This is a genomic window from Micromonospora sp. IBHARD004 (assembly GCF_052814115.1).
Map to the genome: position 1 here is coordinate 556,437 of NZ_CP199934.1, position 26,540 is coordinate 582,976.

A 26,540-nucleotide genomic window follows, 5' to 3' on the forward strand; every position below is an offset into this window, starting at 1 on the left:
CGGCGGGGTGACCCGGGCCGACCCCGCCGATGTCGGCGACGAGCGGCGGGAAGCGAGGAGGGGCCGGTGACGTCAGGCGTCGGTGCGCTCTGGTCGGCCCGTGACTCGCTGCGGATCCTGGTGAAGCGGGATCTCGCGGTCAAGTACCAGCAGTCGGTCCTGGGCTACCTCTGGTCGCTGATCGAGCCGCTCGGCATGGGCGCGATCTACTGGTTCGTGTTCGGGGTGCTCTACTCCGGGGCCACCCGCCGGCACCTGGGCGACGCGGCGGGGTCGTACCCGCTCTTCCTGGTCACCGGCATCTTCGCCTGGATGTGGGCCAGTTCGGCGATCAACGAGGCGACGAACGCGCTGACCGGTCAGGCCCGGCTGATCACCACCATGAACCTGCCCCGCCAGGTCTTCCCGATCGGCCGGGTCACCGGCCGCTTCGCCGAGTACGCCGCCGGCCTGCCCATCCTCATCGGCATCGCCGCGGTCTACGCGGCGCACGGGAAGATCCACCCCGGCTGGTCGCTGCTCGCCCTGCCGCTGGCGGTGGCCGTGCAGCTCGTCCTGCTGGTGGGGATCGCGCTGCTGCTGTCGGCGTGGAACGTGCTGATGCGGGACATCGAGCGGTTCATGCGGCTGATCATCCGGGTGCTCTTCTACGCCACCCCGATCATCTACCCGCTCAGCCTGGTCCGGGACTCCGGCATGCCCACCTGGGTGAAGCTGGCCTACGAGCTGAACCCGCTGGTCGGCATCTTCCAGCTGCACCACGCGATCTGGTACCCGGACGAGTTCCCGGACGCCCGGCTGCTCGCCACCACCGTGCTGGGCAGCCTGCTGGTGCTGGCGTTCGGCTGGTGGTCGTTCCGCCGGCTCGAACCGGCCGTGCTCAAGGAACTGTGAATGGCGATCATCGAGGCGGAGGGCCTCGGCATCCGCTTCGTCCGCAACCGGCGCCGCCAGCTCCGGCTGCGGGAGCTGCTCATCCACCGGGGCGGGCGGAACGCGGCCACCGGTCAGTTCTGGCCGCTGCGCGACGTGTCGTTCCGGATCGAGCCGGGTGAGACGGTCGGCGTGGTGGGGCGCAACGGCACCGGGAAGAGCACGCTGCTCCGGCTGATCGCCGGGGTGCTGATCCCGGACGAGGGCCGGATCCGGGTCCACGGGGACGTGGCGCCGCTGCTGGAACTCTCCGCCGGGTTCTCCAACGACCTGACCGGCCGGGAGAACCTCTACCTGGTCGGCGGCCTGCACGGGCTCTCCACCGGTTACCTGCGCCGGCACTTCGACGAGATCGTCTCGTTCGCCGGCGAGCAGGTCGAGCGCTCGATCGACACCTCGGTGCGCCACTACTCGTCGGGGATGAAGGTCCGGCTCGGTTTCGCGGTGATCGCGCACCTGCCGCACCCTGTCCTGCTGGTGGACGAGGTGACCGCGGTCGGGGACGCGGAGTTCCGCGCCAAGTGCTATGCGACCATCGAGCGACTTCTCGCGGAAGGGCGCACGCTGGTGCTGGTGTCACACAACGAAAAGGACCTCACCCGGTTCTGTCGTCGGGGGCTCTACCTCGACGCGGGCCGGTTGACCGTCGACGGAACGATCGACGAGGCGCTCGCCGCCTACGCCAGCGCGGCACCGCGGTGACGCTCGCGATCGTGCTCGCCGCCGAGGCGGCGGGCGGGGCGGACGACGCCGGGGAGCGCCTGGCCGGGCAGTGGCGGCGGGCCGGCGCGACCGAGGTGCGGGTTGTCGCCGACCTGTCCGAGCTGGCCGCGCTGGTGGCCGCCGCCACCGGCCCGGTGCTGGTCAGCGGCGCGGACCTGGTGGCGCACACCGCCGTACTCAAGCACCTGGCGACCAGCCCGGTCGGGCCGACGGTGGCGTTGGTGCTCACCGACCCGCCCGCGCCCGGGCAGGTCGCGGTCCGGGAGGAGCGCGGCCAGGTGGTCGCGGTGGGCGCCCCCGGCGAGCTGGCCGACGCGACCGGCGTCTTCGGCGGCGCGCTGCGGGTCGGCGCCGACGACCTGCCGGCCCTGGTCGACGCCGCCCGGTCCGCCGGGAGCGCGCCGGCCGGATCCGCGGTGGACCGGCTCTTCGCCGACCTCGCGGCCTGCGGCACCCTGACTTTCGCCCACCGGGTACGCCTGCTCGTCGCGCACCGGGTCGTCGATCCGGCCGGCCGGGCCGCCGCCGAGGCGGCGGTCGCCGCGGTCGACGAGGACAAAGCCGAGCTGCGCCTGTCGGTGAAGGAGCGGGACGACTTCTTCACCACCTTCTTCGTCAGCACCTGGTCGACGTACGTGACGAAGGCGGCGGCCCGGATCGGGCTGGGCCCGACCGCGGTCACCATGATCTCGGTGGCCTTCGCGGTGGCGGCGGCGGTGCTCTTCGGCGTCGGCGGGCGGCCCGCGCTGGTCGCCGGGGCGGTCCTGCTCTACCTGGGCTTCGTGCTGGACTGCGTGGACGGCCAGCTGGCCCGCTACACCCGGCACTTCAGCGCCTGGGGCGGCTGGCTGGACACCATGGCCGACCGGGCCAAGGAGTACCTGGTCTACGCCGGTCTCGGCTACGGCGCCACGCACGCCGGCTTCCGCTACGGCTGGGCCCTCGCCATCGCCGCGATGACCCTGCAGACGGTCCGGCACATGACCGACACCTGGTACGGCGTCCTGCACGACGAGGCCGCCCGCCGGCCCCGCCCGGCCACCGGGGACGCCGGCGGCATCGGCGGGAAGCTGAACGCCGCCTCGACGAAGGTGCAGGCGGACACCGGCTCGGTGTCGTACTGGCTGAAGCGGACGGTGGTCTTCCCGATCGGCGAGCGGTGGGCGCTGATGGCGCTGGCCGCCGCGCTCTTCGGTCCGCTGGTGGCGCTCTGCGCGGTGCTGGTCTGGGGGACGTTGGCGTTCGCGTACACCGGGGCGTTGCGGACGCTGCGGGCCCGCTGGATGCGGGTGCCGGTGCTGACCACGGTCGACGCCACCCTGCACCGCGACGACGGCCCGCTGGCCCGGACGCTGCCGGCGTCGCGCGGGCCGCTGGCGCTGGCGGTGTTCGGTGCGCTGGGCGCGGCGGCCCTGCTGGTCTGGGCGTTGCTGACGGTGCACGCCGACGACCGGCTGCCGGGTTGGGCGGTGCCGGTGGGCCTGCTGGTGCTGCTGGCCGGCGGGTTCGGCGCGCGCGCCGCGCACGACGGGCCGCTGGACTGGCTGGTGCCGGCCGCGCTGCGGGCCGGGGAGTACCTGTTCGCGATCGCCGTCGGGGTGGCCGGCCGTGCCCCGGCCTGGCTGATCTTCGGGTACGTCTTCGTGCTCACCCTGCACCACTACGACCTGACCGCCCGGCTGGAGAAGCGGCAGGCGGCCCCGCCGCTGCACGCCGCCACGCTGGGCTGGGACGGTCGGTCGGCGGTGCTGGCTGTCGCGTCAATCGCCGGAGTTGTGAGTATCGCTCTGGCTACACTCGGTACGTACCTTCTCGTGGTTTTCGTCGCGAGTGTGGTCCTCGCCTGGGTGGTCCAGCCGGCCCGCGCCCGCCGGACGCCGGTCCCGGTGGGCGGAGGTGACCGCTCGCCGGGCTGACGGAGGGCCAGGCCGGGATGACTCTGATCAGCTTCGTCGTACCGGCCTTCAAGGTGCAGGGCTACCTGCGGGAATGCCTCGACTCGATCCTCGACCAGCCGTACGCCGACCTGGAGGTGATCGGGGTCGACGACGCCTCCCCGGACGACAGCGGCGAGATCCTGGCCGAGTACGCGGCCCGCGACCCCCGGGTCCACCCGGTCCGCCTCACCGAGAACGTCGGCCTCGGTCCGGCCCGCAACATCGGGCTGGACCGGGCCGTCGGCGAGCACGTCTGGTTCGTCGACGGCGACGACTGGCTGGTCGCCGGCTGCCTGCCGCACGTCGTCGACCGGCTCCTCGCCACCCGACCCGACGTGCTGATCGTCGACCACGTCCGGGCGCACTGGAACAACGTCGGCACCCGCAGCGCGATGCGCGACGTCTTCCCGGAGCCGCCCGGCGAGGCGACGTTCCGGCTGCGCGACCGACCGGAGACCATGCGGCTGCTGCACACCGCCTGGAACCGGGTGGTCCGCCGGCGGTTCCTCCTCGACCGGGAGCTGCAGTTCGCCCCGGGCTGGTACGAGGACGTCTCGTTCAGCTACCCGGCGCTGATGGCCGCCGAGCGGATCGGGGTGCTGGACCGGGTCTGCCTCAACTACCGCCAGCGACGGACCGGCGCGATCACCCGGACCCGGGGCGACCGGCACTTCGAGGTCTTCGCCCAGTGGCACCGGGTGTTCCGGCTGATGGACCGGTGGGGGCCGGCGGTCGAGGAGCTGCGGCCCGCCGTCTTCGAACGGATGATCTGGCACTACCTGACGGTGCTCGGCAACGGCGACCGGATCGCCCCGGAGCTGCGCCCGGCGTTCTTCGCCCAGATCCACGCCGATCACACCCGGTTCCGGCCGCCCGGCGGGTACCCGGTCCCGGGCGGCGTCGAGGGGTTGAAGCATCGGCTGGTGGCGGCCGGCCGGTGGCGTACCTTCAGCGGGCTGCGCGCCGCCAACCAGGCCGGGGACGCCGCCCGGCGCTCGGTGCGGCAGGTCCGCCGCCGGGTGCTGCCGGTGGCCCGGCGGACCGCGCGGGTGACCCGGGCGGCGGCGCTGCGCGAGTACTACCGGGCCGAGCTGCGCCGGCCGCTGGACCCGACCCTCGCCCTCTTCGCCGCCTACTGGTACCGGGGGTACGCCTGCAACCCGGCCGCCGTGTACGCCGCGGCCCGCCAGCTCGCCCCCCAGGTCCGTGGGGTGTGGATCGTCCGGCGGGACCGGGTCGACACGCTCCCGTCCGGGGTGGAGTACGTCGTCGCCGGGACCCCGGCCTACTACCGGGCGCTGGCCCGGGCCCGCTGGCTGGTCAACAACGTCAACTTCCCGGACTTCGTCCGCAAGCGGCCCGGCTCGGTGCACCTGCAGACCCACCACGGCACGCCGGTGAAGGTGATGGGGCTGGACCAGCAGCGGTACCCGGTCGGCGCGAGGGGGATGGACTTCGCGAAGCTGCTGCGCCGGGTGGACCGCTGGGACTACAGCGTCACCTCGAACAGCTTCTCCACTCAGATGTGGGAGCGGGCGTACCCGGCCGCGTACACCACGTTGGAGGTCGGCTACCCGCGCAACGACCGGCTGGCGCTGGCCACCCCGGAGGAGATCCGCAAGCTCCGGGCGGAGCTGGGCATCGGCCCGGACGAGTGGGTCGTGCTCTACGCGCCGACCCACCGGGAGCACCTGCCGGGCTGGCGACCGCCGTTCGACCCGGACCGGCTGCTCGACGTGCTGGGTCCGGCCGGCCGGCTGCTGATGCGCAGCCACTACTTCCACGACCGGGACCGGCGGCCCCGGGGGCCGGCGGCGGGCGGGCTGCTCGACGTCAGCTCCCACGACCGGGTGGAGGACCTCTACCTCGTCGCCGACGTGCTGGTCACCGACTACTCGTCGGCGATGTTCGACTACGCCGTCCTGGACCGGCCGATCGTCGTCTACGCGCCGGACTGGGAGGCGTACCGGGTGGCCCGGGGTGTCTACTTCGACCTGCTGGCGGAGCCGCCGGGCGCGGTGGCGGTGGACTTCCCCGGACTGCTCGAACTGTTCCGCTCCGACGCGGTGCGGTCGACGGCCGCCGAGCAGGCCCGGCAACGGTTCCGGGCCCGGTTCTGCGCGCTGGACGACGGGCACGCCGCCGAGCGGGTGGTCCGCCGGGTCTTCCTCGACGACCGGCCCGAGCGCCCGACCGGCGACGTGGAGCGATCCGGCGGGGTCGATGCGCCGTAATAGGTCTGTCACGAGCTGAACATGGCACGTTTACCCGATGTGCGAATCGGATGATCCTGGTCACAGTCATTCCCGGGTTCGGCCGACGAGCTGGGGAGGAGACGGTGACCACCGTCACACTCAAGGACGTGACCAAGGTGTTCCAGGACGGGACAGTCGCGGTCGACACCATCAATCTGGACGTCAACGACGGCGAGTTCATGGTGCTGCTCGGCCCGTCCGGCTGCGGCAAGTCCACCGTGCTGCGGATGGTCGCCGGCCTGGAGGATCCGACCACCGGCGCGGTGATGCTCGACGGCGAGCTGGCCAACGACCTGCCACCCCGGGAGCGGAAGATCGCCATGGTCTTCCAGGACTTCGCGCTGTACCCGCACATGACGGTGGGCGACAACATCGCGTTCCCGCTGCGACTGGCCGGGGTGGAGCCGGCGCCCCGCGGCGAGCGGGTCACCGACGTGGCCAGCGCCCTGGGCATCGGCGACGTGCTGGGCCGCAAGCCGAGCCAGCTCTCCGGCGGCCAGCGGCAGCGGGTGGCGATGGGGCGGGCGATCGTCCGCCGCCCGGGGCTGTTCCTGATGGACGAGCCGCTGTCCAACCTGGACAGCGGGCTCCGCGCGGAGCTGCGGGCGGAGATCTCCGGTCTCACCCGGGAGCTGGGCGTCACCACCATCTACGTCACCCACGACCAGGCCGAGGCGCTCACCATGGCCGACCGGGTCGCCATCATGCGCAAGGGCGTGCTCCAGGACGTCGGCACCCCCACCCAGGTGTACGGCCGCCCGGCCACGCTCTACGTCGCCGCGTTCCTGGGCAGCCCGCGGATGAACCTGCTGGAGGCGTTGGTCCACGTCCACCTCGACCGGTACGTGACGCTGAACTTCGGCGAGCAGTCGCTCTACCTGCCCTGGGACGACATCCGCAGCCGGGTGGTGGCGCACTACCACGGCGAGCGGATCGTGGTGGGAATGCGGGCCGAGGCGCTCACCCCGGTCGCCCCGGACACGCCGGGCGACGTGCTCCAGGGCCGGATCCGCTACCTGGAGCACCACGGGCACGAGTCGCTGGCCTTCCTCGACATCGGCGCCACCGCGATCATGGTGGACGAGATGGGCGGCCCGGTGGAGTCCGGCGAGAACGGCCAGCGCGGCCCGCGCCGGTTCGGCCAGGTCATGCAGCGGCTGACCGGCCGGGCCGCCGAGGCGCCGGTCTCCGCGCCGAGCGGTGGGGGCAACCGGACCAGTGTGCTCAACGACCCGGGCCGGCACCACCGCCGCCCGGCCGAGCTGGGGGTGCGGCTCGCCCCGTACCCGGCCGTGTCGGCGGGTCATCCGCTGGCCGTGCAGGTGCGGATGGACGCGCTGCACTTCTTCGACGAGCGCGGCGGCCGGATCGACGTCGGTTGGCGGTGAGCGTGACCCGCGGCCGGGCGACCCTTGCCGGAAAAGTTACCGACGAGTAGCGTCTGGGCATGTCCATCGACTCTCGCCAGGTGGCGGCCGGTCTGCTGGAGGCCGTGCCGTTCGCCCGCACGCTCGGAATCGAATTCGTCGAGGTCGCGCCCGAGGCGGAGGGCGGCGTCCGCGCCGTCGTCCGACTCCCCGACTCGCCGGCCACCCACAACCACGTCGGCGGCCCGCACGCCGGGGCGATGTTCACCCTCGGGGAGACCGCCTCCGGCGCGGTGGTGCTCGCCGCGTTCGGCCCGGTGCTCGACCGGGCGGTGCCGCTGGCCGTCCGCGCGGAGATCGCGTACAAGAAAGTGGCCCTGGGCCCGGTGCTCGCCACCGCCCGGCTCGGCCGCCCGCCGGCCGAGGTGATCGCCGAGCTGGACGCCGGCAAGCGGCCCGAGTTCCCGGTCGAGATCGAGATCGGCACCGAGGACGGGACGGTCACCTCCGTGCTGACCGTGGTCTGGACGCTGCGCCCGAACCGCTGACGGGCGGGACGAATCGGGTTTGCCCGGCCGGTTCGATGGATAGATTCGGACTGTGCTGGGCCTACCCGCTCATGTGACCGCCTGTCTCTTCGATCTCGACGGTGTGCTGACGCAGACCGCCAAGGTGCACAACGCCGCCTGGACCGAGACCTTCAACGCGTTCCTGCGGGACCGCGCGACGGCCACCGGCGAGCCGTACCGACCGTTCGACCCGGGACCGGACTACAACCGGTACGTGGACGGCAAGCCGCGCGCCGACGGGGTGCGCTCCTTCCTGGGCTCCCGCGGGATCACCCTCCCGGAGGGCTCGCCGGACGACCCGCCCGAGGCGGACACGGTCAACGGGGTGGGCAACCGCAAGAACGTCATCCTGCTCAAGCGGATCCGCACCGACGGCGTCGACGTCTACCCCGGCTCGGTGGCCTACCTCGAGGCGGCGGCCGCCGCCGGCCTGCGCCGGGCCGTGGTCTCGGCGAGCGCCAACTGCCGGGCCGTGGTCGCCGCCGCCGGGCTGGACCGGCTGCTGGAGGCCGGGGTCGACGGGGTGGTCGCCCGCGAGCGCGGGCTGCGCGGCAAGCCGCACCCGGACACCTTCCTGGCCGGCGCCGAACTGCTCGGCGTGGCCCCGGCGAACGCCGCCGTCTTCGAGGACGCGCTGGCCGGGGTGGCCGCCGGCCGGGCCGGCGGCTTCGGGTACGTGATCGGCGTCGACCGGGTCGGCCAGGCCGACGACCTGCGCGCCCACGGCGCCGACGTGGTGGTCACCGACCTCGCCGATCTGCTGAAGGAGCCGGCGGCATGATCCGCGAACGCGCCTATCCGGTCGAACCGTGGCACGTCCGCGAGGTCCGCCTCGACATGGACGTGCTGGCCCAGTCCGAGTCGGTCTTCGCCCTCTCCAACGGGCACGTCGGGCTGCGCGGCAACCTCGACGAGGGCGAGCCGCACGGCCTGCCCGGCACCTACCTCAACTCCTTCTACGAGCTGCGCCCGCTGCCGTACGCGGAGGCCGGGTTCGGCTTCCCCGAGTCGGGCCAGACCATCGTCAACGTCACCAACGGCAAGCTGATCCGGCTGCTCGTCGACGACGAGCCGCTCGACGTCCGGTACGGCGAACTCCTCTCCCACGAGCGGATCCTCGACCTGCGCGCCGGCACCCTGCACCGGGAGCTGCACTGGCGCTCGCCGGCCGGGCAGCAGGTCAAGGTCCGCAGCACCCGGCTGGTGTCGTTCACCCAGCGGTCGGTCGCCGTGATCCACTACGAGGTGGAGGCGGTCGACGCGCCGATCCGGCTGATCCTCCAGTCCGAGCTGGTCGCCAACGAGAACCTGCCGGCGCAGAGCCGCGACCCGCGGGTGGCCGCGGTGCTGGAGTCGCCGCTGCAGGCCGAGGAGGAGCTGACCACCGACGACGGCGGGCTGCTGATCCACAGCACCAAGGTCAGCGGGCTCCGGGTCGCCGCCGCCATGGCGCACGACGTGCACGGCCCCGAGCGCACGACCATCGAGTCCGAGGGGTACGAGGACTGGGTCCGGACCACCATCGGCTGCATAATCAAGCCCGGCCAGGTGCTGCGGGTGGTCAAGTACCTGACGTACGGCTGGTCCAGCCGGCGGTCCCTGCCGGCGCTGCGCGACCAGGTCGGCGCGGCCCTCGCCGCCGCCCGCCTGGACGGCTGGGACGGGCTGCGCCGGGCGCAGCGGGAGTACCTCGACGAGTTCTGGGACGCCGCCGACGTCCGGGTGGAGGGCGACCCGGAGGTCCAGCAGGCGGTTCGCTTCGGGCTGTTCCACGTGCTCCAGGCCGGCGCCCGGGCCGAGCGGCGGCCGATCTCCGCGAAGGGGCTGACCGGCCCGGGCTACGACGGGCACGCGTTCTGGGACACCGAGATGTTCGTCCTGCCGGTGCTCACCTACACCCAGCCGAGCGCGGCCCGGGACGCGCTGTACTGGCGGCACTCGACCCTGGCCCAGGCGCACGAGCGCGCCCGGACCCTGAACCTGAAGGGCGCCGCCTTCCCGTGGCGGACCATCGACGGCCCCGAGTCGTCGGCGTACTGGCCGGCGGGCACGGCCGCGTTCCACATCGCCGCCGACATCGCCGACGCGCTGCGGCGGTACATCCTGGTCACCGGGGACGAGGTGCTGGAACAGGAGATCGGCCTGGAGCTGCTGGTGGAGACCGCCCGGCTGTGGCGCTCGCTGGGTCACCACGACCGCGACGGGCAGTTCCACATCGACGGGGTGACCGGCCCGGACGAGTACACCGCGGTGAAGAACGACAACATCTACACCAACCTGATGGCGCAGCGGAACCTGCTCACCGCCGCCGAGTGCGCGATGCACTACCGGGACCAGGCGGCTGACCTCGGGGTGAGTGAGGAGGAGGCGGCCGCCTGGCGGGACGCCGCGCACGCCATGCACGTCCCGTACGACGACGACCTCGACGTGCACGAGCAGGTCGAGGGCTTCACCCGGTTGCAGGAGTGGGACTTCGAGCACACCCCGCCCGAGAAGTACCCGCTGCTGCTGCACTACCCGTACTTCGACCTGTACCGCAAGCAGGTGATCAAGCAGGCCGACCTGGTGCTCGCCATGCACTGGCGGGGGGACGCCTTCACCGGCGAGCAGAAGCTGCGTAACTTCCTCTACTACGAGCGCCGCACCGTGCGGGACTCGTCGCTGTCGGCCTGCACCCAGGCGGTGATGGCGGCCGAGGTGGGTCACCCGGAGCTGGCCCACCGCTACCTGCGCGAGGCCGCCCTGATGGACCTGCACGACCTGAGCGAGAACACCCGCGACGGCGTGCACATGGCCTCGCTGGCCGGCGCCTGGATGGCCCTGGTCGCCGGTTTCGGCGGCCTGCGCGACCACGACGGGACGCTCTCCTTCTCACCGCGGCTCTCCAGCCGGCTCAGCCGACTCGAGTTCTCGCTCCAGTGGCGGTCGATGCACCTGCGAGTGGATGTCCGGCCGCACCAGACGACGTACGCGCTGCGGCACGCCGCGCCGGACGCCGTGCTGGAGCTGCGCCACCACGGCGAGGCGATCCGGATCACCCGGGACCGGCCGGTCACCGTGCCGGTGCCGGCGGCCCACGCGTCCGGTCCGCAGCCGGAGCAGCCGCCCGGCCGGGCGCCGCTGCTGCACCTGCCGGAGGACGCCAGCTGAGGGACGCGGCGCGCCCCCGCCCGGGCGGGGCGCGGACGCGCCGGCGCGGTCAGAACTGGCGGCCGTTGGACGGGCGACCGCCCGCGTCCCGGGGCGCCACCGCCCGCGGGTCCTCCGGTGTCCGGGCCTCGGCCGCTTCGTCCCCGAAGTTCCGGGCGTGCTCGGCGTCCCTTTCCTGCCGTTCAAGCTCGGCGATCTGCTTCCGGGACCTTTCCTGCTGCTGGGCCATGACGATCCTCGCGATCCGTCGGGGCGCGGCTGCGCCGATCTACGGTCCCTCCGCGCCTTCCCGCTCGACCCGGCGGCAAACGACTGCTCACCCCTCCAGGTGTCGCGCGAAGCTCAGCCGGAGGTGGTTCTTCGGGCGGGCGCCGACGATCGAGCCGACCACTTCGCCGTGCCGGAAGACCAGCAGCGTCGGCATGGACATCACCCCGTACGCCCGGGTGGTGGCCGGATTCTCGTCCGAGTCGAGCGCGGCGAAGAGCAGCGCGTCGCCGAACTCCGCGGCCAGCTCCGCCAGGTGCTTCGAGACCACCCGGCAGGGCGGGCACCACTCCGCCCAGAAGTCCACCACCACCGGCCGGGTGCTGGCCAGCACCGTGGCGGCGAACGTCTCGTCGGTGACCGTGGTCAGTCGGGCCTGTTCCGTGTCCTGAGGCATGTCTTCTCCCGGTGGGCGATAGCGCTGGCCAACTGGTCGTGCAGCTGCCGCCGTACCGTGCCGAGCCGGTCGAGGTAGTCGTCCACCTCGGCGAGCTTGCGTCGCAGCACGGCGACCGAGTCCGGGCAGACGTCGCCGGAGCTGTTGCCGGCCCGCAGGCAGGCCACGAACGGTCGGATGTCGTCGAGGTCGAAGCCCACCGCCAACAGCGCCCGGATCTCGTGTACGACGCGCAGCTCCGCCTCGTCGTAGATCCGGTAGCCGTTGGCCGACCGGCGTGGTCGGACCAGCCCCCGGGTCTCGTAGTACCGCAGGGTGCGGGTGCTCGTGCCGGCGCGCTCCGCCAGCTCACCGATCAGCATCCGACCTCCCTCGCCCGCCCTCGACGCCACGCTAAACCTTGTCGTCAGCGTCAACGCAACAGGTGAAAAGGGGCGTCACCGGGGTATGCGCGCGATCGGCAACGTGTGGAGGTCGCAGATGCGGACGCGTGAGGTGACGATCCCGGTGGTCGAGGACGGCCTGCCGGCCGACCTGATCGTCCCGGAGGGGGCAGGAGGGGTGGTGCTCTTCGCCCACGGCAGCGGCAGTTCCCGGCACAGCCCACGCAACACGGCGGTGGCGCACGTGCTCAACGACCGGTCGCTGGCCACCGTGCTGGTCGACCTGCTCACGCCGGCGGAGGACGCGGTGGACGCCCGCACCGCCGAGCTGCGCTTCGACATCGGGATGCTGGCCGACCGGTTGGCCGCGATCGTGGACTGGATGGCCACCGACCCGGACCTCGGCCCGCTGCCGGTCGGCCTCTTCGGCGCGAGCACCGGCGCGGCGGCCGCCCTGGTGGCCGCGGCAGCCCGGCCGGACCGGGTCCGGGCGGTGGTCTCCCGGGGTGGCCGGCCGGACCTGGCCGGCCCCGCCCTGTCGGCGGTCCGGGCGCCGACGTTGCTGCTGGTGGGCGGGCTGGACGAGCAGGTGATCGTGCTCAACGAGCAGGCGCAGGCCCAGCTGGGTGACGTCGCGGAGCTGCGGATCGTCCCCGGCGCCACCCACCTCTTCGAGGAACCCGGCACCCTCGACCAGGTCGCCGACCACGCCGCCGGATGGTTCGCCAGCCGGCTCGCCGTCCCCGCCTGACCGGCGCCCCCGCGTCCTTGCGGGCACGGCCGGCCGGCTCAGGCGGCGGTGGGGTGCGGGGGCGACGCGGCGGCCGACTCGCGGTGGCGCTGGACGGTGTCGATGATCCGCCAGGTGACGGCGGCGATGGGGACCGAGACGAAGGCGCCGGCGATGCCGGCGATCAGGGTGCCGGCGGTGACCACGATCAGGATGACCGCGGGATGCAGCTGCACCTGACGCTTCATGATCAGCGGTTCCAGCAGATTGCCCTCGATCTGCTGGACGGCGATCACCGCGGCCAGCGTGAGCAGCGCGGTGGTCGGGCCGTTCGCGGCGAGGGCGACCAGCACCGCCACCGCGCCCGCGACCGTCGCGCCGATGATCGGCACGAACCCGCCGAGGAAGGTGATCAGCGCCAGCGGCAGGGCGAGCGGCACCCCGAGCAGCACCAGCGCCAGGCCGATGCCGGTCGCGTCGATCGCCGCGATGATCATCGTGCCCCGGCTGTACGAGCCGAGCGTCCGCCAGCCGACCCGCCCGGCCTCCGCGGTGACCGCCCGGTTCGGGCCGGTCATCCGGCGCAGCACCCAGCGCCACATGGACCGGCCGTCCTTGAGCAGGAAGAAGAGCAGCACCAGCGACAGCAGCACGGATCCGGCCACCTCGGCGGCGGTGCGCGCCCCGCCGACCGGGTCCGGGGCGCTGCCGCTCAGCCCCTCCCGCGTCTGCCGGATCAGCCGGTCCAACTGGGCGTCGGTGATCGGCAGGGTGGAGGTGACGAAGTCGCGGCTGCGTTCCAGGCCCTGGTCGAGCTGCTGGCTCAGCTCACCGAACTGGCTCGCGGTCAGGTTCCACACCAGCACGCCCACCCCGACCAGGATCCCGAGCAGCAGCAGGATGGTGAGCAGGGCGGCGAGCGCCGCCGGCACCCGGAGCAGGCGCAGCCGGAGCAGCACCGGGTCGAGCAGCGCGGTGAGGAAGAGCGTCCCGGCCAGCGCGATGGCCAGCGGCGCCAGCAGCACGGCGATCTTCCCCAGCAGCCACAGCCCGGCGATCACCACCACCAGGCAGGCGCTCCACGTCACCGCGGTCCGGACCGGCCAGGGCAGGCCCGCCCAGGCCTGCCGGGGTCCCACCGCGCGGCTGTGCTCCGCCGTCTCCTCGGGCGTCCGCCCGGTACCGTCCTCGACCACGTCGGACCTCCTCGATCGTGGCCGCTCGGTACCCGCCCGGCCCCGATCCGACACCCCGGCCGGGCCCGCCCGCCGGCGGCCACGCCGCGTACCGGGCCGACGCGGTCTTCCGTGCCGACCGTCCACAGGGTACTCCGCCGCACCGTGAGCGGCGTCGCAAGAGAGCGGTGGCCCTATCCGCAGGAGTCGCAGCGGATCCCACGGCCCTCCGCCGGGGCCGGATCCGGGCGCGTTTGCGCCCCCGGCGCGTGGGAAGGCACGAGGGCGACGAAGGGAGTTCCACGCATGAGTGACTTCATGGACAAGGCAGAGGACTTCGCCGACCAGCACGACAAGCAGGTCGACCAGGGGCTGGACAAGGCCGGCGAGAAGGCCGACCAGCGCACCGGCGGCAAGCACGACGAGCAGATCGACAAGGGCGTCGACATGGCGCAGCAGCGGACCGGCCAGGGCGACACCGACCGCCGCTGACCTCGCGCGCTCCCGGAGCTGCGCCCCCGCACTCGTGGTGTCCGACGTGGAGAGTTTCCGCCGGATCGTGCCGGAGGGGTGACGGGTCACCAGCCCGGGTAGCGGGCCCCGTTGACGTTCACCCGCAGGCTGAACAGCGAGCTGGAGGCGCAGATGTAGAGCTGGTTGCGCTTCGGGCCGCCGAAGGTGAAGTTGGCGACCACCTCGGGCAGGTGCAGCTTGCCCAGCAGGGTGCCGTCCGGGTCGAAGCAGTGCAGCCCGTCGTGCGCGGCCACCCAGACCCGTCCCGCCTCGTCGAGCCGTACGCCGTCGAAGGAGCCCGCGTCGCAGGTGGCGAAGACATCGCCGCCGCGCAGCGTGCCGCCCTCGGTCACCGCGAACCGGCGCAGGTGCCTGGCCCGGGTGTCGACCACGTAGAGGGTCGACTCGTCGGCGCTGAAGGCGAGGCCGTTGGGCTGCCCGAAGTCGTCGGCGACGATCCGCACCTCGCCGTCGTGCGGGTCGACCCGGTAGACGTGGTTGCCGCCGATCTCGCTCTCGCCGCGGTGCCCCTCGTAGTCGCTGTCGATGCCGTAGCTTGGGTCGGTGAACCAGATCGACCCGTCGGAGTGCTCCACCACGTCGTTGGGGCTGTTGAGCCGGCGGCCCCGCCAGCGCTCGGCGAGCACGGTGTCGGTGCCGTCCGCCTCGGTCCGGGTGACCCGTCGGTTGCCCTGCTCGCAGCTCACCAGCCGGCCCCGCCGGTCGACGGTGTGGCCGTTGGCGTAGCCGGCGGGCTGACGAAACACCCCGACCTGGCCGGTGGTCTCGTCCCAGCGCAGCAGCCGGTCGTTGGGGATGTCGCTGAAGACCAGGTAGCGGCCGGCGGGGAACCAGGCCGGGCCCTCCAGCCAGCGACCCCCTGTCCAGAGGCACTCCGTCCACTCGTCGCCGTTGACCCGACGGAACCGCTCGTCGAGCACCTCGAACCGTGTTCTGAACCGGTCCATGACCGCCTCCGCTCGTGACTGCAGTTCGGCGTCAAGGTAACATCACCGAACGAGAATCGGCACCTGGAAAATCAGTCGGACAGTTTTCAGTCAGGGGGCGGCAGTGGACGATCTGGACCGAGGCCTGCTGGCCGCTCTGCAGCGGGACGCCACCCAGTCGTACGCCGCGCTGGCCCAGGCCGTCGGGCTCTCGACCGGGGCCGCGCACGAGCGGGTACGCAAGCTGCGCGAGCAGGGAGTGATCCGCCGGACGACGGTGGACGTCGACCCCGCCGCGGTCGGCCGGGGCGTGCTCGCGTTCGTGCTGGTCGAGGCGAACGCCTGGATGGGCGACCGGCCCACCCACGAGGCACTGGCCGCGCTGCCCGAGGTGGAGGAGGCGCACGTCATCGCCGGCCCCGCCTCGCTCCTGGTCAAGCTCCGGGTCGGTACGCCCGAGCAGCTCCAGGCCAGCCTGCGCCGGCTGTTCCAGCTGGACGGCGTCACCGGTACGCGAACGATCGTGGTGCTGGAGACCTTCTTCGACCGCCCGCTGGACCCGTACCCACCGAACCCGTGACCCCGCACCACCCACGTGCACGACGTGCTGGCGCGAATCCACACCCGCTGACGACCCGACCGCGGCCTCCCGTCCCGACCCGGGGCGGGAGGCCGCGGCGTCTCCGGCGGGGGAGGCCTCAGCCGCGCAGCAGGGCGGGCAGGTCGGCCAGGGAGGTGAGCGCCGGGCCGTCCCAGGCCGGGTCGGTGTCGTTGTGCTCGGTGGTCCGCAGCACGGTCATGCCGACCGCCGCCGCTCCGGCCAGCTCACCGTCGGCGCCGTCGCCGACGTAGACACAGTCGGCGGGTGCGACGCCCAACCGGTCGGCGGCGGCGAGGTAGCTCGCCGGGTCCGGCTTGGCCACGCCGACCTCGCAGGAGAAGACCACCGCGTCCAGTCGCCGGGCCAGGCCGCTCTCCGGCCACGCCTCGGCGGTCTCCGAGGTGGCGTTGCTGACCAGGGCGAGCGGGTGGCCGGCGGCCCGCAGCGCGTCGAGCGCGGCCAGCGTGGCCGGTGACACCGAGGCCAACACCCGGCGGGCCAGCGCGCGCCGGTGCGCGGCGGCCCGGGCCACCGCCTCCTCCGAGGGTGTGCCGCCGAGCCGCCCGGCCAGGATCCGGACGGTCTCCGCCACGTCCCAGCGGACGAGCCGGTCGCGCCAGGAAGCGTGGTACGCGGCGACCAGCGCCGGCGGGTCGACGCCGACCATCACGGCCATTTCGCCGACCACCCGGTCGCGTTCGTCGTCAGCGCCCTGGACCAGGGTGTGGAAGAGGTCGAAGATCACCGGCCGCGGCACGCCCACATGCTATCCAGCCCCCTCACAGCAGACGAAGGGCCGGTCTCCCGCTCGGGGAGACCGGCCCTTCATCGGTCGTGCTCGGGGATCAGGAGCTGTAACCGCGGCCCGCGATCCAGTTGGCCAGGTCGGTCACGTCCATCCAGTACTCCGGCTCGGCCGGGTTGGCCGGGTCGGCGATCAGCACGGTGTTGCCGTCGTCCTTGTACTCCACCACGGTCAGGTAGTGACCGGGGTAGTTGTGCTCCACCCCGTCGACGTCGAGCGCGCCGCCGAGGATGTTGGCCACCACCGGGCGACCCTGGTCGACCGCGGCCTTCACGTCGGCCCGCAGGTGCTCGACCTGCTCCTTGGTGGCCACGTCGTCACGGATCTCGGTGGTCTTGTACTTGCCGCCGGTGTACTCGTTGAGCACCCGGGTGATGTCGAAGGCCGAGGCGGTGCCGTTCTCGGTCGTGCCGAGCTTCTGCGCCAGCTCGTCCTGGCTGACCGCCTTGCCCTCGGCGGACAGCGCGATCCGGGTCGACGCCGGGCCGCAGTAGTAGAAGTTCGGCTGCGCCTGGTACTCGTACCCGGCACGGCGCTCGCTCTTGCCGGTGCTCTTGTCGACGGTCACCGAACTGGCCGGCTCGGCCGACGCCGGGGCCGCCTGCGCGGCCACGGCGGGACCGACGATGACGCCACCGGACATGATCAGACCGGCGACGGAGAGCATGCTGTTACGGAAGATCGTGTTCATTGTCGACGCTCCATTCGGGGGTTGGCGCCTCCGGGGAACGGAGACGCAGCACCGGAAGTGGCGTTCGGCCTGGCCAGGGGATCGGCGGGCCGGGGCGCGAAGCCCCGCTCGCCCACCGGCGGTGCAACGACCGGCTGCCCCAGGGCATTCCGCCTGCTCGGCCGTCCTGCTCGGCTGTACGCGGGATGTAACGGCCCGGGACCGGCCGCGATTCCGGCCGGGGTGCGCCACCGGTCGCTCCCGGTGCCGGTTGTGCCGGACGCTACCGACCTGATGACGCCGACGGATCAAAGACCTCGCAGTCAACCCCTGGCGGCACCGAAGCGCATGATCCGGACAAAAAGCTCACCACGATCCGTCCGGGTCATCAGGTCCGTAGCGGTCGTGGGGTGACCGGATCCCCCGCCGGGTCAACCCGCGACGGCGTGGTCCGTGCCGGGCAGGCTGCCCAGCAGGCGGGTGACCGCGATCTCGATGACCACCCGGGCCGGATTCGGACGGGGCGGCCGATACCGCTCGGCGTACCGGCGCTCGGCCTCGGCCACGGAATCCGCGTCGCGGCGGAGCACCGCCCGACCCTCCACGGTCAGCCACCACCGTCCGTCGACGTGGCAGACCGCCACCGGGGTGCCGTCCGGCCCGGCCGTCGCCACGTGCCGGGCCTTGGCCGAATCCCCGGAGGTGATCACGCGGGCCAGCCCGGCGTCCGCGTCGAAGGTGACCCCGACCGGTACGACGTGCGGGGTGCCGTCCGCACGCAGCGTGGTCAGCGTGGCGAGGTGCCGCTCCCGGAAGAACGCGCCGACCCGTTCGTCCCGCGGGTCCAACCGGTGATCGCCCGGCATCCCTGCCCCCCTGTCTCCCGTCCGGCCCCGATCATGACACGTGGGCGGAGCGCCGCTCTGATCGCGAACCCCCACCGGGGGCCACGGGGTCCTGTATGTACGAACGTCCATGGTCGGCTCCGACCCCCCGGTCGCAGCCGACGGCAGTGTCGCGGGTCACCGCCGGGAGCAGGGGGCGCCCCGGGGTCAGGCGTGGCCGGGGTCAGGGCCGGGGTCGAGAACGGTCCCGGGGGTCCGGGGACCGCCCGGACAGCTCGGCCGGGCCCGGCAGCGGCATCCGGGACGCCGCTCGATGCTTGTGGGCCAGCCGGGTGAGATAGATCAGGGCGCCGGCCAGGACACCCATGTCGTCCAGGTAGATCGGGTCGGGGAGCACGTCCACCGGAAAGATCGCGTAGATCAGCGCGCCGTAGAAGGCGACCTTGCCGCCCACCCCGAGCGCGCCGAGCAGCCGGCGGGCGCGCACCAACCGGACGGCGAGCAGCACGGCCCCGACCAGCATCGCCAGCGCGACGACGACGGCGAGCACGACCAGGATCCAGGTCTCGCGGGACACCCGGTCACGCTAACCCAGCGGCCCGGCCGGACCCCCGGCCTCAGTACGCCGGCACGGCCGCCCGACCCCGGGCCACGGTCGCGGTCTCCCGGGTGGCGGTCGCATCGGCCACGTCCACGGTGGAGAGCAGCGACTGCGCCGCGGGTGCCCGGCCGGTCGCCGTGTACGCCTCGTCGCGGAGGCTGCGGGCGGCGGCCGCGGCCAGCTCGGCGGCCTGCCAGGCGGCCTGCTCCCGCTCCCGGGCGGCCTGCTGCCGGGTGAGCAGGTTCTCCCGGACCAGCCGGCGCAGCAGCAGCTCCTGCTCCACCGGATGCCGGCTCGGGTCCCAGCCGCGGTGGCCGAGGATGTCACTGAGCTGCTGCACCGTGATCTCCTGCCGCCACTGCGCGTCGAGCGCCGCCCGGTGCAGCCAGCGCTCCCGGTCGGCGTACTCGGCGGGCGTCCTGGGGGTACGCGGCAGCGGCAGCGCGGCGGCGGCCGCCAACCGGCGGACGTCCTCCTCCGCCGCCTCGTACGCCCGCCAGGCCTCCTCGGCCTCCTCCTGGGCGGCCAGCCACTCGGCGCGGCGCCGCCCGGCGGTGGTCGCCGAGCGTTCCGCGGCCACCGCGACCTCCTGCGCGTAGCGGGCCCGTTCCCGGGCCTCCTCGGCCAGCTCGAAGCTGCTCGGCATCGCGGCCTCGCTGATCCGGTCGCCGAATGCCGACCGGAACCGGCCCGGGCGGACGAACAGCGCGGCGACGGCGACCGCCGCCACGGCGAGCAGGGCCAGCCAGATCCCGGCGGCCTGGGGGACGTCGGGCAGGACGGTGGAGAAGACGGTCTGCATCACCAGCACCTCGTGGTGGATCGTTAGGAACGGACGGTCGTGGCCCGGCCGGCGGGCGGAGGTCGCCGCGGGGAGCGACGGCGGCGGAACGGTCCGCGTGGCCGTACCCGATCGGGACGGCGGGCAATCAGCAGGGCACCGCACGACGGCGGAGGTTCGCCGGACCTCCGGGGGCGGCCGGCCGGATCAGCCGCGCGGCGGACCGCGCCGGCCGACGGCGTCCCGGCCCGGATCGGCGAAGGCCGGGCTGGGCGAGGGTGCGGGAGCGCACCGGGCCGGCCGCGCGGAAACGGCCCCGGCCGGGCGTTCGCTCGGCGTGCCGGTGACCCGCTCGACGGCGGAGGCCCCGGTCGGGGCGGCGACCCATTCGACGGCGGAGCCGGCGCTCCAGCCGGTGGTCGCCGAGCCGGCGGTCACGGAGGCGGTGACCGGAGCTGTGGGGACCTGGAACGTGGCGACCTGGCCGGGCTCGGCGGTCGGCCGGGCAGCCTCGGCGGGGGCAGGGGCGGCGGTGCCGCCGAGCCCGACGACGAGCACCAGGGCCGTCACCGCCATGCGGGTCAGTCTCCGGACGGTGCGCAGCGTCGCGGCCCAGAGGGGCGGGGCGAACGCTACGAGCAGCACCACCTCAACCTATCGGTCAGGTCCGCCTCCTGCAGCTCGACGATCTTCCGGGCCGTCGTGACCCGCCCCACCATGCGCTGTGGACGGAGGCTCCCCTACCGGTCCGACCGGGTCGGCACGGCGTCGTCGCGTCACTCGGCGGGCAGCCCGTCGGGACGGGGGCGAGACCAGACACAACCCCGTAGGTGGACCCGGTCCCGCGGACACGAAACGGCGCGACGCCCCTCGGTGAGGGACGCCGCGCCGCGGCAGTGGTCGGATCAGTTGGTGCCGAGCACCGGGGGCGGGGCCGCCCCACCGTCGCCCCAGACCATCTCGTCCTCGGTCAGCCAGGTCAGCCGCTCGTCCGACTCGTCCGTGTCGGGCTCGCCGCGCCCGCCGAGGACGCCGTTGCGGCTGGCGGCCATGGCGGACCGCCCGGTGGCGCCGCGGCCCCCGCCGGCGCGGCCCTCCCCGTCGACCGCGCCCGCCCGGCCCGACGCCAGTCGACCGGTGCCGGCCGCCGACCGGCTCTCCGCCGTGGCGCCGCCCGCCCGGGCGGAGGTCGGCGTGCCCTGCCCCGACCCGGCCAGCGAACCGGTGCCGACCACGCCCCCGGCCGGCGTGCCGGCGGGGAACCCGAAGAGCTGACCGGCACCGCCGGTCGAGGTCGTCGCGGTCGCGCCGGCCATCCCGCCCCCGGCGAGGCCGCCGGCCAGCAGGCCGCCGCCGAGCAGCGGAGCGGCGCCGGCGAGCGAGGTGCCGGCGTCCGGATCCATGACCCCGGGGGTGCCGTCGGGGTGGCCCGTCGTGCCGGCGCCCACCGTGGTGCCGTCGGGCCCGGTCGTGCCCGGGCCCGCGGAGCCGCTGGACGGTGCGGTGTGGTGCACGCCGGAGGTGGTCGCGGTGGCGCCGGCGGTACGGGTGAACGTGCCGGAGTGCGGCGCGGCCGACGGGGTGCCGACGGACGGTCCACCGCTCGTCGTCGCGGTCGACCGGTCGGTGTGGCCCGGCAGGTCCGGATCCGGCGTCGGGGCGGTGACGACCCGCCCGTACGCGGAGAAGTCGTACCCCTCGGCCAGCGCGGCCACCACCTGCACCATCCGCTGGTGCGCCTTCTCCTGCTCGGCCTTGTCCTGCTCGTGGCCGATGAACCCGCCGACGAGGGCGCCGGGGACACCGCCGAGGAGGAAGCCCTTGCCGGCGCCGGAGAGCGCCTTGTCGTTGTCGTCGGTCGCTTCCGGGCTCTCCGCCTTCGCCTGGGCGGTCCGCAGCTCCTCGGCCATCATGGTGAGCGCCCGGCGGACGTCGGTCATCCCCTGGGCCAGGTCGCCCGAGTAGCCGACCACCAGGTCCAGCCGGCGCTGGAACTCCCGGGAGGCGTCGCCCGTCCAGGACCGGGCCAGCGCGTCCAGGTCACCGGTGAGATCCCGGCCGAGGCCCTCCAGGGTGTCCTTCAGCGAGCTCCACTGCGCGCTCAGCCCGTCCACCTGGCGGGGGTCGCCGGACTTGACACCGTCGTACAGCTCCTGGTGGCTGACGTGCTGGTAGCGCTGGGTGTACTCAGACACGGGGGTCCCCCTCCGCCGGCTTCAGCGCCTCGTCGACGCCCGCGAGGGCGGCGAGGATGTCGGCCGCGGTCGCCGCGTTGCGCGCCTCGGCGGTCCGGTAGTTCGCCATGATCGTGCTGGTCGCCGTCCGAGCCGCGATGATCGCCTTGCGCAGCCGCTCGACCTGCGCCACGTAGCTGGCGTGGGTGTCGTTGTAGCGACGGGCGTTCTCGGTGGCGTGGGCGAACGCGCCGAGCGCCGGCGGCCGGCACTGCAGCTCGGTGTTGAGCTTCCGCAGCACCGACTCGACCTCGGTCAGCCGGCCCGCCAACCGCTGGTGGAAATCCTCCAAGGACAGTACGTCGACTGTCGTGCGCCCGGTCATGGCTGCATCCCCGTCGTCATCGTCGATAACCGTTGCCCACGCCCAGGTTAGTCGACCGGGGCCAGCCAGGGCGACCCGTCGACCGGGGCAGGTTCACTCCACATCGGACAAGGTCGCTCAGCCGCCCTGAGCCGGCGTCGCGTCCGGGCTTTCCGCCGCCGGTCCCGCCGTGGCGGGGGTCGGGCCGTCGGCCGCCGGCTCGTAGTAGGCCAGCGCGTCGGACCGCTCCAACGCCGGACCGGTCGGGATGAGCGCCAGCAGCGACGCGGGCACCGCCAGCGGGGTCACGCCGCCGTACCCGAGCGCGGTCAGCGCGTCTCCGGAGCGGGTGCCCAGCGGGTAGCGGACGCCCTGGCCGCTGACCAGGTAGACGGCCGAGCCGGCCGCGGCGGCGCCACCCTCGCCCGACCCGGCCGCCGCCTGGACCAGGACACCCTTCCCGCCGGGCAGCAGCACGCTCTCCGCGGTGCGGACCGCGTCCCGGGCGCCCTGGCGCACGGCGACCCCGGCGTCCCCGGTCAACTCGGCCGGCGCCCGGTCGAGGACCTCCAGCGTGGTGGTCGGCGGCCCGCCGGCGGCGCCGGCCCGGTAGCTGGCGCAGACCACGGTCTGGCCAGCGCGGACCTCGTGCAGGGCGGGCAGCCGCGGCGGCGTGCCCTCGGCCTCCAGCCGCTGGTCGGTGAGGAGCTGACCGGCCTGGTCCGGGGTGATGTCGGTGATCTGGCCGCCGTCGCCGAGCAGCAGCAGCGCGGTGACCTCGCCGATCGAGGCGAGCCCCTGCCGGGTGAGCACGTAGTGCCGGCCGGCGGCCCGGAACACCTGGCCGATCTTCGCCGGGCGGTCCGCCACCGCCAGGCCGCTGGGGCTCCCGTCGCCGTCGATGGTCGGCTTGCGCAGCGGCGGCCCGACCGGCACCGCGTTGAGCAGCTGCTGCCCGACCGTCAGGGTGACCGCGCCGGCCATCTTGAGCGCGACCAGCGCCTGTTCGTCGCCGGTGATGCGCAGCTGCGAGCCGGCGGTGAGCAGGTACCGGGCGTCGTCGGTCCGGACCAGCACGGCCTGGTCGGTGAGCGGGGTGCCGCCGGGCAGCGGGTGGTCGATCACCACCCGGGTGCGGGACCGCCGCGGGTCCGCCGGGTCGGGCACGTCGCAGACCGACCAGGGGAGACCCACCAGCGACTTGCGGTCCGGCAGGTCGTCGGGGGCGCCGACGATGCCGACGGTACGACCCCGCGGCCGGTCCTTGATGGACGCCTGCGACATGGTCCGCACCGGCGGGTCGGCCTCGTTGAGGATGAGCCGGGCGGAGGCGTAGTTGAGCGTCGGGTGCAGCAGCCCGTCGGCGAAGACGTAGGTGGCGCCGGTCTCCCGCTCGATCACCAGGGTGTTCGCCTCCAGCGGTGCGGCGTTGCCGGTGAGCTGGCCGTACGCGCCGGCGCCGCCGAGCACGATGGCCGCCACCAGCACGCTGCCGAAGACCGCCATGCCGAGCCGCCGCATCGGCAGGTCGTTGGTCTCCGGGTCGCCGGAGAGCAGCGCGGAGACGATGCGGCGGGTGACGAAGCGGTACGCCTGCACCTGGTCGCGGCGGGTCCGCATGACTAACCTCCGGCGGGGGTGGGTCCGCGACGATCAGGTCCGAACTCCGCCGCGGGCTTCCCTACGATAAGGGGCCGTCGGCGGTTCACCGGGACCACCGCCCGTCCTCCGGCGGCACACCGCAGCGGCGGATGCCCAGGATGTCCAGAAGGGACGCTCACCGATGACGCAGGTCCAGGCGCCACCCGGTCGTACGGCCGCCGTCCCCGCCGTGCCGGCGGACCGACCGGTCACCCCGGTCGACCGGCGGCGGCGCGGCCGGCTCGGGCCGGTGGTCGTCGGTCAGCTGGTGGTGCTGGAGTGCGCCGCGCTCGCTGTCTGGCTCGCCACGGGCGGCCCCGGCTGGCTGCTCGGGCTCGTCGGCGGGCTGGCCGTGCTGGCCGTCGGCGCGGCCTTCGCCCGGCGCGGCGGCCGCTGGTGGTACGAGGACCTGATGCTCCGCCGCCGGCTGCGGCGTCGCCGGCAGCGGTCCCGGGCGGCGGTGCCCGCCGGGGATCCGCGGCTGACCGCGATCGCCCCGGAGCTGACCGTCGTCGAGCTGACCGAGCGGAACACCCGGCTCGGCATCGGCCAGGACGACCGGGGCTGGTTCGCCGCGGTCGCGCTGACCGGGCGGGCCGGCGCGCCGGCCGGGTCCGTCGAGGCGGCGGTCGTGGACCGGGCGCTCGCGGTGCTCGCCGACTTCACCGGGCCGGTCACCCAGACCCAGGTCGTCTCGCACACCCTGGTCTGGTACCCGGCGCCGGGCGCGCCGCCGGCCGCGCACCGGAGCGTCTGGGTGGCGCTGCGGCTCTCGGTCTCCGACGCCCGCGCCGAGACGGTCAGCCGGGGCGGCGGGATGCGCGGCGTGCACCGTACGGTCGCGGCCGGCGTCGGCCGGCTCGGCAAGGCGCTGAACGCCGCCGGCCTCAGCCACCGGGTCCTCGGCCGGGACGAGCTGTACGCGGCGGTGGTCTCCGCCGCCGGGCTGGACCTGGCGCCGGAGTCCCCCGCGGAGAGCTGGACCAGCCTGCGCGGTGGCGGCTGGACCCAGCGCTGCCTGGCCCTGCGCCCAAGGCCGAACGGCTCGCTCGGCGTGCTGGTCGACGCGGTGACCGCGACCTCCGCGCCGTCGCACACGGTGGCCGCGGTGGTGCTGCCCGGCGGGCGCCGGGTGCCCCCGCTGCTGCGGGTGGCGGCGATGGACAGCCACGCGGCGGCGCTGGTGAAGGCCGTCCGGGACGTCGCGAAGCGCTGCGGCGTGCCCGCCCGCCCGCTGGACGGCCAGCACGGTCCGGGCGTCTACTCCACCGCGCCGGTCGGCACCGCGATGGGCACGGTCACGGTCGAAGGTTGACGATCCAGCCGTAGAGGCCGCACACCCAGGCCGCCAGCGGCACCAGGGCGATGATCAGCAGCACCTCGACGATGTCGAGGGTCCGTCCCCACACCGGCGAGATCCGCTTGCCGGCCACGGTCAACCCGTAGATCAGGCTGATCACCGCGGCCAGCAGCAGCCCGCCCAGGATCAGGCCCAGCCGGACCGGCAGCGATCCGGCGCCGAAGGTGGCCGCGGCGGCCAGCCCGAGGCCGGCGGTGCCCGCGAAGAGCACCGGCGTGCGCTGGGCCCGGCCGATGAACGGCCGCGCCCGCAGCAGCGACAGCAGCGCCAGCACGAGGCAGAGCAGCACCGCCGGCAGCCGGCCGTTGCCGGCGAGGACGACCTGCCCGCCGAGGACGAGCAGCGCGACGGTCCACAGCAGCCCGGTGAGGAACTGGTCGGCGCGCTCGCTGTCGCGCAGCACCTGCCGGCCGTCGACGCTCTCCGCGTCGGTCTTCAGGTCCTCCGGGCCGGTGGGGATCGACGGCACGGGCAGCCGGGCCAGCCGGTAGGCGATCATCGGCAGGGCCGGCAGGACGGCGAACGCGACGGTGGCGACCACCGCGGCTGCGGCGGCCGCGCCGATGCCGAAGGCCAGGCAGAGCACGGCGCCCAGATCGACGCCCGCGCCGACCGCGGTCGCGCCGAAGAAGAGCGGCAGCCGGTCGCCGACGGCCAGCGCCGCGATCGCCCCGAAGAGCACCACCGCGGTCGCGGCCAGCAGCAGGTGCGGGCTGGCCAGGTCCGCCAGCTTCCGGTCGCCGGCCAGGACCAGCAGCCCGCCGACCGCCGCGTACCCGAGGGCGCCCACGGCCAGCACCGCGCCGGTCCGGCTGTCACCGCCCGCCCGGGACACCACCGCGGCGCTCACCAGCAGGGCGACCGCGACCACCAGCGCGGCCAGCGCGCCGGGCAGCTGGGGTGGGCCGGCGAAGAGCGCGGCCAGCGCGCCGGCCGACAGGGCCGCCCCGGCGAAGAGCACCGCGAAGGACCGGGTGGTGCCGACCTGCCAGGTGCCGGGCCGCTGGTTGGTGGCGGTGGCCACCGCGTCCACCACGTCGTCGAAGACGATCTCCGGGGCGGCGGAGGCGCGCGGACTGAAGTAGAGCACCTCGCCGTCGCGGACGCCGAGCTGCGCGGCGGTACGGCCACCGTCCAGCGGCTGCCCGCCGAGCCGGGACAGGCTCCACCCGCCGTGCCGGACCCCCTCGTCGGCGAGGTCCTCGCCGGCGTACCGGAGCAGGGTGGGCAGCAGGTCGGCCAGGGGCACGTCGGACGGCAGGGCGAGATCCATCCTGGTCCGCGGCGCCACGATGGTGATCCGGCTCAGCCCGCCGGTCGCCGTCTTCGTCGCCACTGTGGCCTCCTCGTGC

General features: G+C 74.1%; 27 protein-coding genes. 12 read left to right on the forward strand and 15 right to left on the reverse strand.

Annotation, left to right across the window (positions count from 1 at the left end):
* Positions 1-66: 66 nt before the first annotated feature.
* The 8 genes from ACTWO6_RS02720 to ACTWO6_RS02755 all read left to right on the forward strand — a co-directional run bounded on the left by ACTWO6_RS02720 (position 67) and on the right by ACTWO6_RS02755 (position 10,934).
* On the forward strand, positions 67-894 hold the full coding sequence (locus ACTWO6_RS02720; RefSeq protein WP_446218054.1) for an ABC transporter permease: 828 nt from the start codon (positions 67-69) through the stop codon (positions 892-894).
* Positions 895-1,635, forward strand: coding sequence for an ABC transporter ATP-binding protein (locus tag ACTWO6_RS02725; protein ID WP_446218055.1), 741 nt, complete (start codon positions 895-897; stop codon positions 1,633-1,635).
* Entirely contained in the window at positions 1,632-3,572 is a 1,941-nt protein-coding gene (locus tag ACTWO6_RS02730; RefSeq protein ID WP_446218056.1) for a DUF5941 domain-containing protein, read from the forward strand. The genes ACTWO6_RS02725 and ACTWO6_RS02730 overlap by 4 nt, the downstream gene beginning before the upstream one ends.
* A 17-nt stretch (positions 3,573-3,589) precedes the next feature.
* On the forward strand, positions 3,590-5,827 hold the full coding sequence (locus ACTWO6_RS02735; RefSeq protein ID WP_446218057.1) for a bifunctional glycosyltransferase/CDP-glycerol:glycerophosphate glycerophosphotransferase: 2,238 nt from the start codon (positions 3,590-3,592) through the stop codon (positions 5,825-5,827).
* Positions 5,828-5,931: 104 nt separating this feature from the next.
* Positions 5,932-7,236 (forward strand): ABC transporter ATP-binding protein, encoded by a 1,305-nt coding sequence (locus tag ACTWO6_RS02740; RefSeq protein WP_446218058.1) that lies wholly within the window; start codon positions 5,932-5,934, stop codon positions 7,234-7,236.
* A 59-nt stretch (positions 7,237-7,295) separates the two neighbouring features.
* Positions 7,296-7,763, forward strand: coding sequence for a DUF4442 domain-containing protein (locus ACTWO6_RS02745; RefSeq protein ID WP_446218059.1), 468 nt, complete (start codon positions 7,296-7,298; stop codon positions 7,761-7,763).
* Between the two features lie 52 nt (positions 7,764-7,815).
* Entirely contained in the window at positions 7,816-8,565 is a 750-nt protein-coding gene (locus ACTWO6_RS02750; RefSeq protein WP_446218060.1) for a beta-phosphoglucomutase family hydrolase, read from the forward strand.
* Positions 8,562-10,934 (forward strand): glycoside hydrolase family 65 protein, encoded by a 2,373-nt coding sequence (locus ACTWO6_RS02755; protein WP_446218061.1) that lies wholly within the window; start codon positions 8,562-8,564, stop codon positions 10,932-10,934. Before ACTWO6_RS02750 ends, ACTWO6_RS02755 begins: the two co-directional genes overlap by 4 nt.
* A 49-nt stretch (positions 10,935-10,983) precedes the next feature.
* Here the strand turns inward: ACTWO6_RS02755 and ACTWO6_RS02760 are convergent, their stop codons facing one another.
* The 3 genes from ACTWO6_RS02760 to ACTWO6_RS02770 form a co-directional block, all read right to left on the reverse strand.
* Positions 10,984-11,163 (reverse strand): hypothetical protein, encoded by a 180-nt coding sequence (locus ACTWO6_RS02760; RefSeq protein ID WP_446218062.1) that lies wholly within the window; start codon positions 11,161-11,163, stop codon positions 10,984-10,986.
* 87 nt (positions 11,164-11,250) lie between these two features.
* The gene (gene trxA / locus ACTWO6_RS02765) at positions 11,251-11,598 is read right to left on the reverse strand and encodes a thioredoxin (RefSeq protein WP_446218063.1); all 348 of its coding nucleotides are present in this window, start codon (positions 11,596-11,598) and stop codon (positions 11,251-11,253) included.
* The gene (locus ACTWO6_RS02770; protein ID WP_446218064.1) at positions 11,568-11,960 is read right to left on the reverse strand and encodes a MerR family transcriptional regulator; all 393 of its coding nucleotides are present in this window, start codon (positions 11,958-11,960) and stop codon (positions 11,568-11,570) included. Before ACTWO6_RS02770 ends, trxA begins: the two co-directional genes overlap by 31 nt.
* A gap of 118 nt (positions 11,961-12,078) precedes the next feature.
* Here ACTWO6_RS02770 and ACTWO6_RS02775 point away from each other — a divergent pair, with 118 nt between their 5' ends.
* Positions 12,079-12,732, forward strand: coding sequence for a dienelactone hydrolase family protein (locus ACTWO6_RS02775; RefSeq protein WP_446218065.1), 654 nt, complete (start codon positions 12,079-12,081; stop codon positions 12,730-12,732).
* A 38-nt stretch (positions 12,733-12,770) separates the two neighbouring features.
* Here ACTWO6_RS02775 and ACTWO6_RS02780 read toward each other — a convergent pair whose 3' ends face one another.
* Positions 12,771-13,907 carry an AI-2E family transporter gene (locus ACTWO6_RS02780; RefSeq protein ID WP_446218067.1) on the reverse strand — a complete coding sequence of 379 codons (1,137 nt, stop codon included), beginning with the start codon at positions 13,905-13,907 and terminating at the stop codon, positions 12,771-12,773.
* A 285-nt stretch (positions 13,908-14,192) separates the two neighbouring features.
* Between ACTWO6_RS02780 and ACTWO6_RS02785 the strand changes: the two genes are divergently transcribed.
* Positions 14,193-14,378 carry an antitoxin gene (locus ACTWO6_RS02785; protein WP_446218068.1) on the forward strand — a complete coding sequence of 62 codons (186 nt, stop codon included), beginning with the start codon at positions 14,193-14,195 and terminating at the stop codon, positions 14,376-14,378.
* A gap of 86 nt (positions 14,379-14,464) precedes the next feature.
* Here ACTWO6_RS02785 and ACTWO6_RS02790 read toward each other — a convergent pair whose 3' ends face one another.
* Complete coding sequence (locus tag ACTWO6_RS02790) at positions 14,465-15,367, reverse strand: SMP-30/gluconolactonase/LRE family protein (RefSeq protein WP_446218069.1); 903 nt, start codon at positions 15,365-15,367, stop codon at positions 14,465-14,467.
* A 103-nt stretch (positions 15,368-15,470) separates the two neighbouring features.
* Here ACTWO6_RS02790 and ACTWO6_RS02795 point away from each other — a divergent pair, with 103 nt between their 5' ends.
* On the forward strand, positions 15,471-15,926 hold the full coding sequence (locus ACTWO6_RS02795) for an Lrp/AsnC family transcriptional regulator (RefSeq protein ID WP_446218070.1): 456 nt from the start codon (positions 15,471-15,473) through the stop codon (positions 15,924-15,926).
* A gap of 118 nt (positions 15,927-16,044) precedes the next feature.
* Here ACTWO6_RS02795 and ACTWO6_RS02800 read toward each other — a convergent pair whose 3' ends face one another.
* From ACTWO6_RS02800 to eccB, 9 genes are all read right to left on the reverse strand, one after another.
* Positions 16,045-16,704 (reverse strand): HAD family hydrolase, encoded by a 660-nt coding sequence (locus ACTWO6_RS02800; RefSeq protein ID WP_446218071.1) that lies wholly within the window; start codon positions 16,702-16,704, stop codon positions 16,045-16,047.
* A gap of 88 nt (positions 16,705-16,792) precedes the next feature.
* Complete coding sequence (locus tag ACTWO6_RS02805; protein ID WP_446218072.1) at positions 16,793-17,443, reverse strand: C39 family peptidase; 651 nt, start codon at positions 17,441-17,443, stop codon at positions 16,793-16,795.
* Positions 17,444-17,853: 410 nt separating this feature from the next.
* The gene (locus ACTWO6_RS02810) at positions 17,854-18,288 is read right to left on the reverse strand and encodes a pyridoxamine 5'-phosphate oxidase family protein (protein ID WP_446218073.1); all 435 of its coding nucleotides are present in this window, start codon (positions 18,286-18,288) and stop codon (positions 17,854-17,856) included.
* 202 nt (positions 18,289-18,490) lie between these two features.
* A complete protein-coding gene (locus ACTWO6_RS02815) occupies positions 18,491-18,844 on the reverse strand; it encodes a hypothetical protein (protein ID WP_446218074.1) in 354 nt (117 codons plus the stop codon).
* A gap of 40 nt (positions 18,845-18,884) precedes the next feature.
* Entirely contained in the window at positions 18,885-19,670 is a 786-nt protein-coding gene (locus tag ACTWO6_RS02820; protein WP_446218075.1) for a hypothetical protein, read from the reverse strand.
* A gap of 186 nt (positions 19,671-19,856) precedes the next feature.
* Entirely contained in the window at positions 19,857-20,294 is a 438-nt protein-coding gene (locus tag ACTWO6_RS02825; RefSeq protein ID WP_446218076.1) for a hypothetical protein, read from the reverse strand.
* A gap of 260 nt (positions 20,295-20,554) precedes the next feature.
* Positions 20,555-21,844: a WXG100 family type VII secretion target gene (locus tag ACTWO6_RS02830; RefSeq protein ID WP_446218077.1), complete on the reverse strand. Its 1,290-nt coding sequence runs from the start codon at positions 21,842-21,844 to the stop codon at positions 20,555-20,557.
* A complete protein-coding gene (locus ACTWO6_RS02835; RefSeq protein ID WP_446218078.1) occupies positions 21,837-22,208 on the reverse strand; it encodes a hypothetical protein in 372 nt (123 codons plus the stop codon). The genes ACTWO6_RS02830 and ACTWO6_RS02835 overlap by 8 nt, the downstream gene beginning before the upstream one ends.
* Positions 22,209-22,325: 117 nt before the next feature.
* Positions 22,326-23,807, reverse strand: a complete 1,482-nt coding sequence (gene eccB, locus ACTWO6_RS02840; protein ID WP_446218079.1) for a type VII secretion protein EccB — start codon at positions 23,805-23,807, stop codon at positions 22,326-22,328.
* A 163-nt stretch (positions 23,808-23,970) separates the two neighbouring features.
* Between eccB and ACTWO6_RS02845 the strand changes: the two genes are divergently transcribed.
* A complete protein-coding gene (locus ACTWO6_RS02845; RefSeq protein ID WP_446218080.1) occupies positions 23,971-25,143 on the forward strand; it encodes a type VII secretion protein EccE in 1,173 nt (390 codons plus the stop codon).
* Here ACTWO6_RS02845 and eccD read toward each other — a convergent pair.
* The gene (eccD, locus tag ACTWO6_RS02850) at positions 25,127-26,524 is read right to left on the reverse strand and encodes a type VII secretion integral membrane protein EccD (RefSeq protein ID WP_446218081.1); all 1,398 of its coding nucleotides are present in this window, start codon (positions 26,522-26,524) and stop codon (positions 25,127-25,129) included. The genes ACTWO6_RS02845 and eccD overlap by 17 nt on opposite strands.
* Positions 26,525-26,540: the final 16 nt, after the last annotated feature.

Coding starts and splice junctions, on each gene's coding strand:
- ACTWO6_RS02810 (WP_446218073.1), bottom strand. CDS start 18,288: ATGCCGGGCGATCACCGGTTGGACCCGCGGGACGAACGGGTCGGCGCG.
- ACTWO6_RS02770 (WP_446218064.1), bottom strand. CDS start 11,960: ATGCTGATCGGTGAGCTGGCGGAGCGCGCCGGCACGAGCACCCGCACC.
- ACTWO6_RS02775 (WP_446218065.1), top strand. CDS start 12,079: ATGCGGACGCGTGAGGTGACGATCCCGGTGGTCGAGGACGGCCTGCCG.
- ACTWO6_RS02820 (WP_446218075.1), bottom strand. CDS start 19,670: ATGCAGACCGTCTTCTCCACCGTCCTGCCCGACGTCCCCCAGGCCGCC.
- trxA (WP_446218063.1), bottom strand. CDS start 11,598: ATGCCTCAGGACACGGAACAGGCCCGACTGACCACGGTCACCGACGAG.
- ACTWO6_RS02835 (WP_446218078.1), bottom strand. CDS start 22,208: ATGACCGGGCGCACGACAGTCGACGTACTGTCCTTGGAGGATTTCCAC.
- eccB (WP_446218079.1), bottom strand. CDS start 23,807: ATGCGGACCCGCCGCGACCAGGTGCAGGCGTACCGCTTCGTCACCCGC.
- ACTWO6_RS02760 (WP_446218062.1), bottom strand. CDS start 11,163: ATGGCCCAGCAGCAGGAAAGGTCCCGGAAGCAGATCGCCGAGCTTGAA.
- ACTWO6_RS02785 (WP_446218068.1), top strand. CDS start 14,193: ATGAGTGACTTCATGGACAAGGCAGAGGACTTCGCCGACCAGCACGAC.
- ACTWO6_RS02845 (WP_446218080.1), top strand. CDS start 23,971: ATGACGCAGGTCCAGGCGCCACCCGGTCGTACGGCCGCCGTCCCCGCC.
- ACTWO6_RS02725 (WP_446218055.1), top strand. CDS start 895: ATGGCGATCATCGAGGCGGAGGGCCTCGGCATCCGCTTCGTCCGCAAC.
- ACTWO6_RS02805 (WP_446218072.1), bottom strand. CDS start 17,443: ATGAACACGATCTTCCGTAACAGCATGCTCTCCGTCGCCGGTCTGATC.
- ACTWO6_RS02755 (WP_446218061.1), top strand. CDS start 8,562: ATGATCCGCGAACGCGCCTATCCGGTCGAACCGTGGCACGTCCGCGAG.
- ACTWO6_RS02790 (WP_446218069.1), bottom strand. CDS start 15,367: ATGGACCGGTTCAGAACACGGTTCGAGGTGCTCGACGAGCGGTTCCGT.
- ACTWO6_RS02745 (WP_446218059.1), top strand. CDS start 7,296: ATGTCCATCGACTCTCGCCAGGTGGCGGCCGGTCTGCTGGAGGCCGTG.
- ACTWO6_RS02735 (WP_446218057.1), top strand. CDS start 3,590: ATGACTCTGATCAGCTTCGTCGTACCGGCCTTCAAGGTGCAGGGCTAC.